The sequence below is a fragment of the Dryocola clanedunensis genome (genome assembly GCF_038405435.1).
Taxonomy (GTDB): domain Bacteria; phylum Pseudomonadota; class Gammaproteobacteria; order Enterobacterales; family Enterobacteriaceae; genus Dryocola; species Dryocola clanedunensis_A.
The window spans coordinates 232585-245711 of sequence record NZ_JBBYHZ010000003.1 but is presented as its reverse complement, the minus strand read 5'-3'; the positions used below and the strand labels follow the sequence as shown (position 1 = coordinate 245711).

12 protein-coding genes are annotated in these 13127 nt (G+C 56.1%); 5 read left to right on the top strand and 7 right to left on the bottom strand.

Annotated features, from left to right (window positions below; translation table 11 throughout):
* Nucleotides 1-23: 23 nt before the first annotated feature.
* The 6 genes from AAE045_RS08765 to mntR all read right to left on the bottom strand — a co-directional run bounded on the left by AAE045_RS08765 (nt 24) and on the right by mntR (nt 7086).
* The gene (locus tag AAE045_RS08765) at nt 24-1061 is read right to left on the bottom strand and encodes an aldo/keto reductase (protein ID WP_455547381.1); all 1038 of its coding nucleotides are present in this window, start codon (nt 1059-1061) and stop codon (nt 24-26) included.
* Nucleotides 1062-1183: 122 nt separating this feature from the next.
* A complete protein-coding gene (locus AAE045_RS08760) occupies nt 1184-2713 on the bottom strand; it encodes an efflux transporter outer membrane subunit (RefSeq protein WP_455547380.1) in 1530 nt (509 codons plus the stop codon).
* A 1-nt stretch (nt 2714) separates the two neighbouring features.
* On the bottom strand, nt 2715-4295 hold the full coding sequence (locus AAE045_RS08755) for a DHA2 family efflux MFS transporter permease subunit (protein ID WP_202307541.1): 1581 nt from the start codon (nt 4293-4295) through the stop codon (nt 2715-2717).
* Nucleotides 4292-5401, bottom strand: coding sequence for an HlyD family secretion protein (locus AAE045_RS08750; protein WP_455547379.1), 1110 nt, complete (start codon nt 5399-5401; stop codon nt 4292-4294). Before AAE045_RS08750 ends, AAE045_RS08755 begins: the two co-directional genes overlap by 4 nt.
* 101 nt (nt 5402-5502) lie before the next feature.
* Nucleotides 5503-6615 (bottom strand): SLC13 family permease, encoded by a 1113-nt coding sequence (locus AAE045_RS08745; RefSeq protein ID WP_455547378.1) that lies wholly within the window; start codon nt 6613-6615, stop codon nt 5503-5505.
* Nucleotides 6616-7086 carry a manganese-binding transcriptional regulator MntR gene (gene mntR, locus AAE045_RS08740; RefSeq protein WP_202307525.1) on the bottom strand — a complete coding sequence of 157 codons (471 nt, stop codon included), beginning with the start codon at nt 7084-7086 and terminating at the stop codon, nt 6616-6618. It lies immediately after the preceding gene.
* A gap of 191 nt (nt 7087-7277) precedes the next feature.
* Between mntR and mntS the strand changes: the two genes are divergently transcribed.
* Both mntS and AAE045_RS08730 read left to right on the top strand, forming a co-directional pair.
* Nucleotides 7278-7406, top strand: coding sequence for a manganase accumulation protein MntS (gene mntS / locus AAE045_RS08735; protein WP_455427493.1), 129 nt, complete (start codon nt 7278-7280; stop codon nt 7404-7406).
* A 322-nt stretch (nt 7407-7728) separates the two neighbouring features.
* Complete coding sequence (locus tag AAE045_RS08730; protein WP_455547377.1) at nt 7729-9312, top strand: phosphoethanolamine transferase; 1584 nt, start codon at nt 7729-7731, stop codon at nt 9310-9312.
* Nucleotides 9313-9390: 78 nt separating this feature from the next.
* Here AAE045_RS08730 and ompX read toward each other — a convergent pair whose 3' ends face one another.
* On the bottom strand, nt 9391-9891 hold the full coding sequence (gene ompX / locus AAE045_RS08725; RefSeq protein ID WP_455547376.1) for an outer membrane protein OmpX: 501 nt from the start codon (nt 9889-9891) through the stop codon (nt 9391-9393).
* A 369-nt stretch (nt 9892-10260) separates the two neighbouring features.
* Between ompX and rhtA the strand changes: the two genes are divergently transcribed.
* The 3 genes from rhtA to glnH all read left to right on the top strand — a co-directional run bounded on the left by rhtA (nt 10261) and on the right by glnH (nt 13069).
* Nucleotides 10261-11148, top strand: coding sequence for a threonine/homoserine exporter RhtA (gene rhtA / locus AAE045_RS08720; protein ID WP_455547375.1), 888 nt, complete (start codon nt 10261-10263; stop codon nt 11146-11148).
* Nucleotides 11149-11457: 309 nt separating this feature from the next.
* Entirely contained in the window at nt 11458-11961 is a 504-nt protein-coding gene (gene dps / locus AAE045_RS08715) for a DNA starvation/stationary phase protection protein Dps (protein WP_455547374.1), read from the top strand.
* Between the two features lie 361 nt (nt 11962-12322).
* On the top strand, nt 12323-13069 hold the full coding sequence (gene glnH, locus AAE045_RS08710) for a glutamine ABC transporter substrate-binding protein GlnH (protein WP_455547373.1): 747 nt from the start codon (nt 12323-12325) through the stop codon (nt 13067-13069).
* The last annotated feature ends 58 nt before the right edge of the window (nt 13070-13127 follow it).

The following is a 13127-nucleotide window of genomic DNA, read 5'->3' as shown; positions in this document are numbered from 1 at the left end:
CAGCGTCAGCCGCCGTAGCAAACCTACCCTTTCAGCTGATTACGACGATATTCCCCCTGCCGCTCCAGCATCCAGCCCGGATACTCGCGCGGCAGCTCGCTCACCGCATCCAGCCGCTTCAGCTCTTCTTCCGTGAAACGAATGTCGGTCGCGGCAATATTGTCGTTAAGCTGATCCACCCGCTTCGCGCCGATAATCACGCTGCTGACTACTTGCTGGTGCAGCAGCCAGGCCAGCGCTACCTGCGCCACGGAAACGCCCTTGCCTCCGGCAATTTCGCGCATTACGTCCACGCAGTCGAAAGCGCGATCTTTATTGACCGGCGGGAAGTCGAACTCGATGCGGCGGCTGCCCTCTTCCGCTTTGCCGTCACGGTCGTATTTACCGCTCAGCAGGCCGCCCGCCAGCGGGCTCCAGACCATCAGCCCCACCCCTTCGCTTTGCAGCATCGGCACCAGTTCGCGTTCAAGATCGCGCCCGGCAATGGTGTAGTAAGCCTGCAGGGAAGCGAAGCGCGCCAGCCCCAGACGTTCTGAAATGCCCAGCGCCTTCATGATTTGCCACGCCGCCCAGTTAGAAACGCCGATGTAGCGCACGTGCCCGTGCTGCACCAGAGTATCGAGCGCGCGCAGAGTCTCTTCAATCGGGGTTGCCGGATCGAAGCCGTGCAGCTGATACAGGTCGATATGGTCCAGCTGCATGCGCTGCAGGCTGTCTTTTACGCTGTTGATAATGTGATAGCGCGACGAGCCGCGAGAGTTGGCCCCGGCGGTGCCGGTTTCTCCAAACACCTTTGTTGCCACCACCACGTTCTCACGCGGGATTTTAAGATTTTTGAGCGCCTGGCCGGTGATGATTTCCGAGCGCCCTTCCGAATAGACGTTGGCGGTATCGATAAAGTTTATCCCGGCGTCCAGCGCGCCGCCGACCAGCTTTTCCGCCTCATTCTGAGCAAGATTGCCGATTTTTCCCCACATGCCGCCCTCGCCGCCGAACGTCATGGTGCCAAGGCAGAGTTCCGAAACAAACAGACCGGTGTGACCTAGTTTTTTATAACGCATCGTGATGACCTCATATTCAGGGTTTCAGAAGGTTTTTCTTAGACGGCCTGTCAGTTATACGCGCAGTTATCAGGCAATTAATGGGGGATTTCTACCCATTTCTTGCCTGATTCTGCAAACCGTTAACCGCGCGGTGCATCGCCAAAAACGTCGTAGTCCGGCAGGTTAACCTGTTGATACGGCTCCCAGCCGCCGCCGAGCGCCTTATACAGCGCGACCAAATCAATGCTGCTCTGAACCCGGGCCTGCGCCCGCTGCTGTTCGGCCTGGGCAAGCTGCCGCTGGGCATCCAGCACGTCGATAAAGGTCGCAATACCCTGGCGGTAGCTGTCGGTGGCCAGGTTGAACGCGGTTTGTAATGACTCCGTCGTCTGCGCAAGCCCGGCTTCACGCTGCTGGTCCGTGCGGTAGCTCACCAGCGCGTTTTCTACGTCCTGCAATGCGGTCAGCACGGTCTGGCGATACTGCAATACCGAAGCCCCCTGCTGCGCCCGGGCAACTTTTACGCTCGACACCAGCCTGCCCCCCTGGAAGATGGGGATCGAAACCTGCGGGCCGACGCTGTAAAAGTGGCTCGCCCAGTCGAGAAGATACCCCGACTCATCGTTACGCAGGCCGAGCTGGCCGGTCAGCGAAAGGCTTGGGAACAGCTGCGCGACGGACACGCCAATCTGCGCCGTGGCGGCATGAAGATTAGCTTCGGCTTCGCGCACGTCCGGGCGGCGGCGTGCAAGATTCGACGGAATGCCTACGGAGAAGATATCCGGCAGCTTCGGCAGTTCTTGTTTACTTGCCAGCTCGCCGTCCAGCGCGCCCGGCGGTTTACCCAGCAGCACGGCCAGGCCGTTCATCGCCTGGCGCTCCTGCGCCATATACTGCGGCAGCTGGGCCTGAAGGCTGCCGAGCTGGGCGCGGGCATTCTCTACGTCCATCTGCGGTGCCAGCCCGCTTTTCTGGCGGCTCTCCGTCAGCTCCAGCGTTTGCTGAGCGGTGTCGATTTGCGTTTGCAGGGTTTGCATCACGCTCTGCGCCCCGCGCAGCTGCAGCCAGGCACGAGCGACTTCCGCCTCCAGGGAAACCAGCGCGTCGTTACGCTGTTCAATGGCCGCATCCTGCTGGGCCTTCGCCGCCTCAACCTGACGGCGCACCTTGCCCCACAGATCCAGCTCCCAGCTGGCGTCGAAGCTGCCCTGATAAAGCGTGATCGGCTTGGTCAGCGGGTCGAGCGCGCCGCCGAGCGACGGGTCAACTTCGTTTAGCTGGTCATATACGCCGTGGGATTTCAGCTCGCCATCCAGCCCAAGCTGCTGGCGAGTTGCGCTGGCGCTGCCGTTGACGCTCGGGTAGAACGCCCCGCCCGCCTGGGTTATCTGCTCGCGTGCCCCGGCGATGCGCAGCACGGTCTGCTGCAGCGTCAGATTCCCGGCGATCGCTCTTTCAATAAGGCTGTCGAGCTGCGGCGAGTTGAAGCTCCGCCACCAGCGCGGATCCGTTGCCGTAGTTTGCGCTCGCGAAGTGACGCCCGGCTGATTCTGGTTTGCCGTATCGTTGAAGCTTGCCGGCGTCTGGGGTTTTGCCGGCTGATAATCTGGCCCAACGGCGCAGCCCGCCACCAGCAGCGCAAGCGATGACAACCATATTCTCCCGTTCATTTTAGTGTGCTCCTGCAGCGCCTTCGCTCTTCACCGGCGAAAGCAATAAACAAAATGGAATCAGAACCAGGGCGAGGACGCTCAGCATCGTAAAGACGTCGATATAGGCCAGGAAACGGGACTGTTCGATCATCGTTTTATACATGTTGCCCGTGGCGATGCTCAGCGGATCGCCAACCTGCGTCGTAAAGTTGCGGATGGCTTCGGCGCCGCTGCGAATCGCCTGCTGGAACTGTTCGTCAAACTGGTTCATATGCGTGCTGAGATGGGCGCTGTGCGCCTGGGATCGCTCGGTTATCGCCGCCGTTGACAGCGAAATCCCAATCGAGCCCGCCACGTTGCGGAACATGGTAAACAGCGCCGCCGAATCGGCGTTGAGCCTTCGCGGAATGGTAATAAACGCGATGGTGGTCAGCGGCACAAACAGGAAGCCCAGCCCGAACGACTGCGCGCTGCGGAACAGCACCAGCGTTTCAAAATCGATATTCGGCGTGAGGTTCCTCGTCCAGAAGAACGAAGCCGCAAGGCAGGTGAAGCCAAAGGCGATAATCCACCTCGTCTGCACCAGCGGCATGAGTTTTATCACCAGCGGGATGGTCAGCACGATCAGTATGGCGCCGGGGGAGAGCACCAGCCCGGACCAGGTGGCGGTGTAGCCCAGGTCCTGCTGGGCGAGCTGTGGGATCACCACCGAGCTGCCGTAAAGAATCAGCGCCATTCCGGCCATCAGCAGGCTGGACACGGCGAAGTTTTTATCCTTCATGCAGCGCAGATCCACCACCGGCTTTTTGGCGTACAGCAGCCAGAAAATCGCCCCGATGATGCCGATGAGGGTCAGCACCGCAAAGGTACGAATAAAGTTGGAGTAGAACCAGTCGTCGTCCTCACCCCGGTCAAGCATGACCTGAAGGCAGCCGAGGCCAAGGGCGATAAGGCCGATGCCCGTCCAGTCCACGGAGAGCTTTTCTTCTGACTTGCGCTCCCACGGCGGATCTTCCAGCAGCTGATAAATCGCCAGCACGGTGACAATCCCCACCGGAATATTGATAAAGAACACCCAGCGCCAGGAGTAGTTATCGGTGATCCAGCCGCCCAGCGTCGGGCCGAGCACGGGCGCGACGATGATCGCAATCGACGACAGGCCGAACGCCTTGCCGCGATCTTCCGGCTTAAAGTAGTCCAGCAGCACCGACTGCTGCGTGGGCTGCAGCCCGCCGCCGAAAAAGCCCTGCATGATGCGGAACAGAATAATCTCCCACAGCTCGGTGGCGATGCCGCACAGGAATGAGCAGATGGTGAACATCACGATGCAGATTAAGAAGAACTGCTTGCGTCCGAACAGTCGGCTCAGGAACGCCGAGATGGGCAGAACGATACCGTTGGCAACCAGATAGGAAGTGAGCACCCACGTCGACTCGTCGTAGCTCGCGGAGAGCGAACCGGCCACGTGCGGTAGCGCCACGTTGACGATGGTTGTGTCGAGGATCTCCATAAACACCGCGAGCGTGACGACAATCGCCACGGCCCACGGGTTGCTGGCGGGCTTCCAGTTCTCGTGATGTTCAGCGGCCTGGTCGCTCATTCTAGCGTCACCTTCGGCTCAACGGAGAGGCCCAGCGGCAGCGGATGGTCCGCATCAAGCCCTTTATCAATCACGATCTTAACCGGCACGCGCTGGACGATTTTCACGAAGTTTCCGGTGGCGTTTTCCGCCGGGAAGGCCGAGAAGCGCGAGCCGCTGCCCTGCTGGATGCTGTCGATATGCCCTTCCAGTTCCATATCCGGGTAAGCATCCACGCTGAGCGTGACTTTGTTGCCGGGGCGCATGCGTTCGAGCTGCGATTCTTTAAAGTTGGCGGTCACCCAGATGTCCGGGGAAACAACGGAGAAAAGCGCCGTACCCGCCTGCACCAGCGTGCCAAGCTGCACGTTACGCAAGGTGACAAACCCATCAAACGGCGCGCGCACTTCGGTGTAAGAGAGGTTCAGCTCCGCCGTCTCGAGCTGGGCTTTGGCCTGATCGACCTGGCGGGCGCGGGCCTCCACGTTCGTCTCCTGCTGGCGAATCTGGAGCCTGACCTGATTTGCCACTTCCATCTGCGCGCGGGCGTTGGCAGCCCCGGCTTCGGCGGAGCGCAGTTGGGCATTGGAGGTATCGATGTTTTGCTGCGAGGTGGCTCGCGGATCGACGCCGCGCTGACGTTTATAGTCCGCACGAGCGTTGGCTAAGTCCGCTTCGGCTTTGGCAACCTGGGCCAGCGCCTGATCACGCTGGGCGGGATACTGCACTTTCGCAAGATCAAGCTGCGCCTGCGCCTGATGCAGCTGGGAAACGGCAAGGCCAACCTGGGCCAGGGCCTGGTCGCGCTGCGCCTTTGCATCGCGCGGGTCGATAACCACCAGCAGATCGCCTTTATGCACGCGCTGGTTATCGCTGATGTGCAGTTCCGTCACGTAGCCCGCCACCTTCGGCGCGATGGTGACGGCGTTGCCCTCGGTAAAGGCATCGTCGGTGGTTTCTTCATTGCGGGTCATGAACCACCATACGGCGGCGACAATCACCATGATCACCACGACAATCCCAAGGATTATCAGCGGCTTCTTGCCGGGCTTCTTGCGCTCCTGATTCTGCTCTTTATCACCCTGCCGCTCTTCGCCGCTCTCCGGCTTGTTGTTTTGCTCTGTCATAAGTCCTGTTTCGCGCTGTGCGTCACAAAAAAATTTACCGTTTAGTAAACTTAGGACCTTGCTATACATTTGCCAGGAAAAACTGACAATTGGTACTTTTCTTAACGGAGCAGCAGCGCCAGGCCGTAGCCGACAAGCGCCGCCCAGAGCAGCATGGGCAGGGAATAGTAGTGGAAACGAACCCAGATGCGGCGGTCGTTCGCCATGCGCAGGGCGATAAGATTAGCCAGCGAGCCGGGCAGCAGCCCAAAGCCGCCGATATTCACCGCAAACGCGAGCAGCAGCGAGGCGGGCACGTAATTCAGCAAAAGGATGGTGGCAGGCACGTTGCTGATGACCTGCGAAAGGCCAACGCCCAGCGCGAACAAACCGCCTTCGGAGAGCTGGCTCACGCCGTGCAGCGCATGTTCCAGCACCGGCAGCCGGGTTATCAGATGCACATCTATGAACATCACCACGAACACCAGCAGCAGGCTCCAGTCGATGCTAAGCAAAGTACGCCGCGCCAGAATTGCAAAGCCCAGGGCAACCAGGCCCAGGCCCCACAGCTCCTGCTTCAGCTCAAGAGAGACGATAAAAATCATGTAGAGCGCCACGCTCGCCCACACCAGCCGTGGCTGCCAGTCATGGATTTTATCGTGACCGTGGTAGCGCAGCGCTTTTTTCGGGAAGCAGAACCAGCACAGCACCAGCAGGCTTGCCAGCATGGCTAACGCCAGCGGCGCCATTTGCCAGGTGAAGGCCGCAAAGGAGAGCCCCGAGCGCCCCCACAGCAAAATGTTTTGCGGGTTGCCAATCGGCGTCAGCAGCGACCCGGCGTTCACCGCCAGCGCCTCAAAGATGATGAGCCGCGTCACCGGTATCGAACAGAGTTTTTTCAGCGTGATGGTCAGCGGAACGATAATAAACAGCGCGACGTCGTTGGTGAGAAAGGTCGACAGCAGCGCCGCCGATGCCACCATAAACATCGCCAGCTGGCGTTCGCTTGCGAAGCGTTTAACCATCCGGCGGCCCAGCACGTCGAAATAGCCGCTCAGCTCCACGCCTTTGGTCAGCATCATTAATCCGGCAAGCGTAATAATGGTGTGCCAGTCAATGGCGCCAGGCCACTCACTGGGCCGAAAGGGAACGGCCAGACAAAGCGCCGCCCCGACTATCAGAAGCAGATGAAGAAAGCGATCGCGTAGAAAGGGGCGGAGCAGCGCCGTCAGCATTTATGACTGTATCCCGCGCTGTTCGCTGAACAACCGGAACGCTTCCAGCGTCTCTTCGCTGACGTGGTGCTCAACCCCCTCCGCGTCGATGCGGGCGGTTTCCGGGCTGATGCCTAAGGCGAGGAAAAAGTTTTCAACAATCTGATGACGCTCGCGGCTGAACTGCGCCAGCTTTTCCCCTTCGGGGGTCAGGAATACCCCGCGCCAGGGGATCTGCTCAATCAGGCCCAGCGTCGCCAGCCGTTTGAGCATTTTTGCTACCGTAGGCTGGGAGACGCCCAGGCGCGCGGCCATGTCCACCTGGCGCACCTCGCCCACTTCACGAATCAAATCGGAGATAAGCTCTATATAGTCATCAATCAACTCGCGACGGTGCGCTTCCCGCACCTGACGAAATCCTTCAACATGCTCTTCAACGTTAAGTAATTGCGTCACTTTTTCGCTGTTTTTTTTATCGGCCTGACGGCTCATGGAGCTTCCTCATAACAGTGGCGCTGTGCCGTTCTGCGACGGCGAGAGCGCCCATTGTAAACCAGCCTCGTGCATCCACAAAAAATTAACGAAATAGCAATGGCTATACAATATAGCCTGTGCTATATCTGGTTGTAATGCAGACAGCTCTACAGGGAACCGGAGCCGCAGAATTAACGAGGAGGACCGCCATGAAAGAATTTAAGAGGTGCATGAACGTGTTTACACATTCCCCCTTCCAGGTACGCCTGATGCTGTTAAATATGTTATGCGATTGGGTCAACGGGAAACCGCAGCAGGGCGAACAGACGAAGCCGTAGGCAGCCGCCCTGCCTTTTCCGCAGCCAGACGTTCAGGCTATGCCTGCGTCATTTTTTTGTAACAACATTTTTCTATCATTCCCGCTGATACGTCCCTCATCCGTTATAAACCCACACTATCTGTCAGAATTGCAGCCCTGCTCGCAAAATGCGGCTTTCTTATCTGTTGATCTTCAATTCGTTGCGCTCTATCTTCTTGCAGCCCTGCACAGGAAGCGGCTCGCCAGTGCGCTCCAGCCCTCCTTCACTTAGTCTGTCAGGCCGGTTTTTTTCACCCTTCTCGCCAGGGTTATCGCATGGCGTTTTGTAGATCTCGGTAAACATGAATTTAACGGCTAAAGATACCCTGACGGCACGCGGCATTGCGCTCAATCCGTGGACGGGGTTTTACTTCCTGCAATCACTTCTGATTAACTTTGCTTTAGGCTACGAATTCAGCCTGCTTTACGCGGTGGCCTTCAGCTGCGTGCTGCTCATTCTTTGGCGCAGCGCCCCACGCGTACAAAAAACGTTAATTGGGATTTGTAGCCTGGTCGCAGCCATGTATTTCCCGTTCGGCCAGGCCTACGGCGCGCCAAACTTTAATACCCTGCTTGCCCTGCACTCCACCAACTTCGAAGAGTCCACGGAGATCATGACCATCTTCCCGTGGTACAGCTACATCGTCTCGGTGTTTATCTTCGCGCTCGGCGTTATCGCCGTTCGCCGCAAAGCCACGCCGAAGCGTGCATGGAATCATTTCGACAGCTGCTGCCTGGCGGTAAGCATGGTCTGTTTCTTCGTCGCCCCGGCGCAAAATCTGGCCTACGGCGGCGTATTTAAATTTAAGGATACCGGCTACCCGGTGTTCCGCTTCGTGAAAGACGTGGTGGTCAACAATCAGGAAGTGCTCGACGAGCAGGCCCGCATGCAGGCGTTTGCGAAGATGAAGGACACCTGGAACGTGCTGGCGGTGAAGCCGAAATATCACACTTATGTCGTGGTGATCGGCGAAAGCGCGCGGCGCGACGCGCTTGGCGCTTTTGGCGGCCACTGGAACAACACGCCTTTTGCCAGCTCGGTAAACGGTAATCTGTTTATGGATTACGTGGCGGCGAGCGGCTCCACGCAAAAATCCCTTGGGCTGACGCTCAACCGCGTTATCGACGGCAAGCCGCAATATCAGGATAATTTTGTGACGCTCGCCAACCGCGCGGGCTTCCAGACCTGGTGGTTCTCCAACCAGGGGCAGATCGGCGAATATGATACCGCCATCGCCAGCATCGCGAAGCGGGCCGATGAGGTGCATTTCTTAAAAAACGGGGACTTTGAGGCGGATAAGAATACCCGTGATGACGCGCTGCTGAAGATGACGGCGCAGGTGTTTGCCACCCAACGCGCTACGCCGCAGCTGATCGTTCTGCACCTGATGGGCTCGCATCCGCAGGCCTGCGACCGCACCCAGGGAAAATATACCGAGTTCGTCCAGTCGAAAGAGACCTCCTGCTACATCTACAGCATGACCCAGACGGACGATCTGCTAAAGCAGCTTTACACCCAGCTGCAGAATACCGGCGAAACCTTCTCGATGGTCTATTTCTCTGACCACGGCCTTGCCTTTAAAGAGCGCGGCACAAAGGTGCAGTATCTAGCCCATGACGACGAGTTTCAGCAGAACTTTCAGGTGCCATTTATGGTGCTCTCGAGCGACGATAAAAAGCATCGCCTGATTAAAGCGCGCCGCTCCGCTAACGACTTCCTGAACTTTTTTGCCGACTGGACGGGGATCAAAACCAAAGAGCTGGCTTCGAAATATAAATTTATTTCGGAGCAGAAGGCAGGCACCACCTGGGTGACCAACTTCAAACTGAAGAAGGTGGACTATACTCATCTGCAGACGGATATTTTTGAAACGAAATCCCGTTAGCTCGCGGGATGGGTGAACAGCAGACATAAAAAAATCCGCCTGAAGAGGCGGATTTTTATTTCACCCGAAGACGGGGAATTAGAAGCGGTAACCCACGCCTGCGATCCAGGTGCCAACATCAACGTTACGGATGCGGCTCTGCTCGTAGGAAACGTCCAGAGCAACGTTTTCGATTGGGTTAAACTGCATACCTGCGCCGTAGGAGAAGCCGTAGTCGCTGGTGTTAGTGTCGGTTGCGCCAGTAGTCTGGAACTTACCGTAGCCTACACCGACAACACCGTAGATGCTTGCCCAGTCGTTCAGACGGTAAGCAGGACCAGCGGTGATACCGTAGTATTGGCCTTTGTTATAAGCGCCTTCTTCGGTGCGGTTTTTAGCGGTGTAGGTGAAGGAACCGATGTAACCCAGTGGGGTGTCGTTTTCGTAACGGTATTTCAGGTTGAAACCGTTAGCTTTATTCATAAAGCCCTGCATATCGCTCTGGGCATAACCACCGGTTACGGTGCTAGTTGCAGATGCGGTACCTACGGAAACGGCCAGAACACAAGCCAGTGCTGAAAGACATGCAATTTTTTTCATAATATCCACCTCAAATGTGCTTCAAGTAAGTCCTAAGATTTAAATATAACAAAATTTACTGAGAAACTCTTCGACATTTGTGTTGTCTAACGATTCTTTTCATGTAACACAACATTTCCACTACATGCTATGTCACTAAAATCTGGACGATTTATCATGAAAACCGCGCAAATATTAACGGTTTTAACAAAACGTTCATTCAGATTATTCCGGATTTTTTATGATACTTACTTACAAAACCGTGGCAGATGTTACCTCAGGCGGGGCAGATTAATCTCAATGAAAACTCAACCGCCGCTAACTTATTCCATTACACTAGGGAACTTTTCATAAGTTGACCGACCCCGACATTAACTGACAGGACGCAGGATGCCGTTATCTTCCCGTAAAATGCCCGTATGGCTGCCCATCGTAATACTGCTTATCGCCATGACCTCGATTCAAAGTGGCGCATCCCTTGCGAAATCACTTTTCCCGCTGGTCGGCGCGCCGGGCGTGACCGCCATCCGTCTGGCGCTGGGCACGCTGATTCTGGTGGCGGTATTCAAGCCCTGGCGACTGCGCTTTAAGGCCGAGCAGCGCTTCCCGCTGCTGATGTACGGCTTATCGCTCGGCGCGATGAACTATCTCTTTTATCTATCTATCCAGACGATACCGCTGGGCATTGCGGTGGCGCTCGAGTTCACCGGCCCGCTGGCGGTGGCGCTTTTCGCTTCCCGCCGCGCCGTGGATTTTGTCTGGGTGGTGCTGGCGGTGCTGGGGTTGTGGTTCCTGCTACCGCTGGGCCAGGGCATTTCCCACGTCGATTTAACCGGAGCCGCCTGCGCTCTGGGCGCCGGGGCCTGCTGGGCGGTATATATTCTGTTTGGACAAAAGGCCGGGGCTGACCACGGCCCGGCAACGGTCGCGATGGGGTCGCTGATTGCCGCTATCGTATTTGTGCCGATTGGTGCATTTGAAGCAGGTAGCGCGCTGTGGCACTGGTCGCTGCTGCCGCTGGGCCTGGCGGTAGCCATTTTGTCCACCGCTCTGCCCTACTCGCTGGAGATGATTGCTCTGACGCGCATTCCGACGCGGACCTTCGGCACGCTGATGAGCATGGAGCCGGGCCTTGCGGCACTGTCGGGCATGCTGTTTCTGGGCGAACACCTTACGCTGGTTCAGTGGCTGGCGCTGCTGTCGATCATTGCCGCCTCCGTGGGCTCAACCCTGACCCTTAAGCGCGAAACGCAAATTACCAGTGTCGATGTGAATTGATGTGCGTCAATTTATTTCCCGTGGAACAATTCCCCCACGGGAAATAAAACTTACGATCAAAGACTTATATTGCTGGTTATTTCCTGAGCCAAATAAGAACTATTTCCCTTTAGCTTTTCTATCCTTTTACGCTTTCCGATATATCTCAATTTTTCTTTGCAACCCCTTGATATACAAAGGCTGTGATATTACCAGTCAGCCTTCGCTATCGGTTTAATAGGTACTGCCCATTCCGGCAGGATAAAAAAGCGGTGCTATACTTATTCCCGGTAACAAATCAGGAAACACACATCAAGAGGATGAAAGATTATGAGTACCGCTAAACTGGTAAAAACCAAATCTACAAATCTGCTGTATACCCGTAACGATGTTGCAGACAGTGAGAAAAAAGCCACCATCGAGCTGCTGAATCGTCAGGTAATCCAGTTTATTGATCTGTCACTGATTACCAAACAGGCCCACTGGAACATGCGCGGTGCTAACTTTATTGGCGTTCACGAAATGCTGGACGGCTTCCGCACGGCGCTGACCGACCATCTGGATACCATGGCAGAGCGCGCCGTACAGCTTGGGGGCGTGGCGCTGGGGACCACTCAGGTCATCAACAGCAAAACCCCGCTGAAAAGCTACCCGCTGGATATCCATACCGTTCAGGATCACCTGAAAGAGCTGGCGGATCGCTATGGCGTTGTAGCAAATGACGTGCGTAAGGCGATTAACGAAGCGAAAGATGAAGACACGGCGGATATCCTGACTGCGGCATCCCGCGACCTGGACAAGTTCCTGTGGTTCATCGAATCCAATATTGATTAATCCATAGTCAATACTTATGTTTCCTTCCCCGCCCGGGGAAGGAACCCGCACCAAAATAGTGCGCAAAATCGTCTGATTCCCCTGCAAAAGTTGCATCCCTGTAATAATCACATCACACAATCGTTAACGAGTGGTTGTTTCGCCGCCATAATTCGCGCTAATAATACCCTCCGACCTGTAGGCCCGGTTTTTGCACCATGATGGAGCACCATAAGGGTGCATTATGACTGACTTGCAACTGATATTGTGCAATGTTACAAATCCTCATCCTTGCAAAACAATATGTTGTAAATCTGGCACGATTCTTCCATGTTGCGCTGGCATGCAGGGGATAGCCCCATGGATTAACAAAGGAAATGCTATGAAGTCGATTTTGAAAGTTTCACTGGCTGCACTCACCCTGGCTTTAGCGGTTACTTCCCACGCCGCTGAGAAGAAACTGGTCGTTGCGACCGATACCGCATTCGTTCCTTTTGAATTTAAGCAGGGCGATAAGTACGTCGGCTTCGACGTTGACTTATGGGCCGCCATCGCGAAAGAGCTGAAGCTGGACTACACCCTGAAGCCGATGGATTTCAGCGGTATCATCCCGGCGCTGCAAACCAAAAACATTGACCTGGCGCTGGCGGGGATCACCATTACCCCTGAGCGTCAGAAAGCGATCGACTTCTCCGACGGCTACTACAAAAGCGGCCTGCTGGTGATGGTGAAAGCGGATAACGACAGCGTAAAAAGCGTGAAAGACCTCGACGGCAAAGTCGTTGCGGTTAAGGGCGGTACAGGGTCCGTTGATTACGCGAAAGCGAACATCAAAACCAAAGACCTGCGCCAGTTCCCGAACATCGATAACGCCTATATGGAACTGGGCACCAACCGTGCCGACGCGGTGTTGCACGACACGCCAAACATCCTCTACTTCATCAAAACTGCCGGCAACGGTAAGTTCAAGGCGGTAGGTGAGTCTCTGGAAGCTCAGCAGTACGGCATCGCGTTCCCGAAAGGCAGCGATGACCTGCGTACCAAAGTTAACGGCGCGCTGAAAACCCTGAAAGAGAACGGCACCTATAACGAAATCTACAAAAAATGGTTCGGTACCGAGCCAAAATAATAAGATTCAGCAAGTTTAAGTAAGACCTGAGGGGCGGCGTTCGCCCCTCCTATTTTTG

Coding starts and splice junctions, on each gene's coding strand:
- AAE045_RS08765 (WP_455547381.1), bottom strand. CDS start 1,061: ATGCGTTATAAAAAACTAGGTCACACCGGTCTGTTTGTTTCGGAACTC.
- AAE045_RS08760 (WP_455547380.1), bottom strand. CDS start 2,713: ATGAACGGGAGAATATGGTTGTCATCGCTTGCGCTGCTGGTGGCGGGC.
- AAE045_RS08755 (WP_202307541.1), bottom strand. CDS start 4,295: ATGAGCGACCAGGCCGCTGAACATCACGAGAACTGGAAGCCCGCCAGC.
- AAE045_RS08750 (WP_455547379.1), bottom strand. CDS start 5,401: ATGACAGAGCAAAACAACAAGCCGGAGAGCGGCGAAGAGCGGCAGGGT.
- AAE045_RS08745 (WP_455547378.1), bottom strand. CDS start 6,615: ATGCTGACGGCGCTGCTCCGCCCCTTTCTACGCGATCGCTTTCTTCAT.
- mntR (WP_202307525.1), bottom strand. CDS start 7,086: ATGAGCCGTCAGGCCGATAAAAAAAACAGCGAAAAAGTGACGCAATTA.
- mntS (WP_455427493.1), top strand. CDS start 7,278: ATGAAAGAATTTAAGAGGTGCATGAACGTGTTTACACATTCCCCCTTC.
- AAE045_RS08730 (WP_455547377.1), top strand. CDS start 7,729: ATGAATTTAACGGCTAAAGATACCCTGACGGCACGCGGCATTGCGCTC.
- ompX (WP_455547376.1), bottom strand. CDS start 9,891: ATGAAAAAAATTGCATGTCTTTCAGCACTGGCTTGTGTTCTGGCCGTT.
- rhtA (WP_455547375.1), top strand. CDS start 10,261: ATGCCGTTATCTTCCCGTAAAATGCCCGTATGGCTGCCCATCGTAATA.
- dps (WP_455547374.1), top strand. CDS start 11,458: ATGAGTACCGCTAAACTGGTAAAAACCAAATCTACAAATCTGCTGTAT.
- glnH (WP_455547373.1), top strand. CDS start 12,323: ATGAAGTCGATTTTGAAAGTTTCACTGGCTGCACTCACCCTGGCTTTA.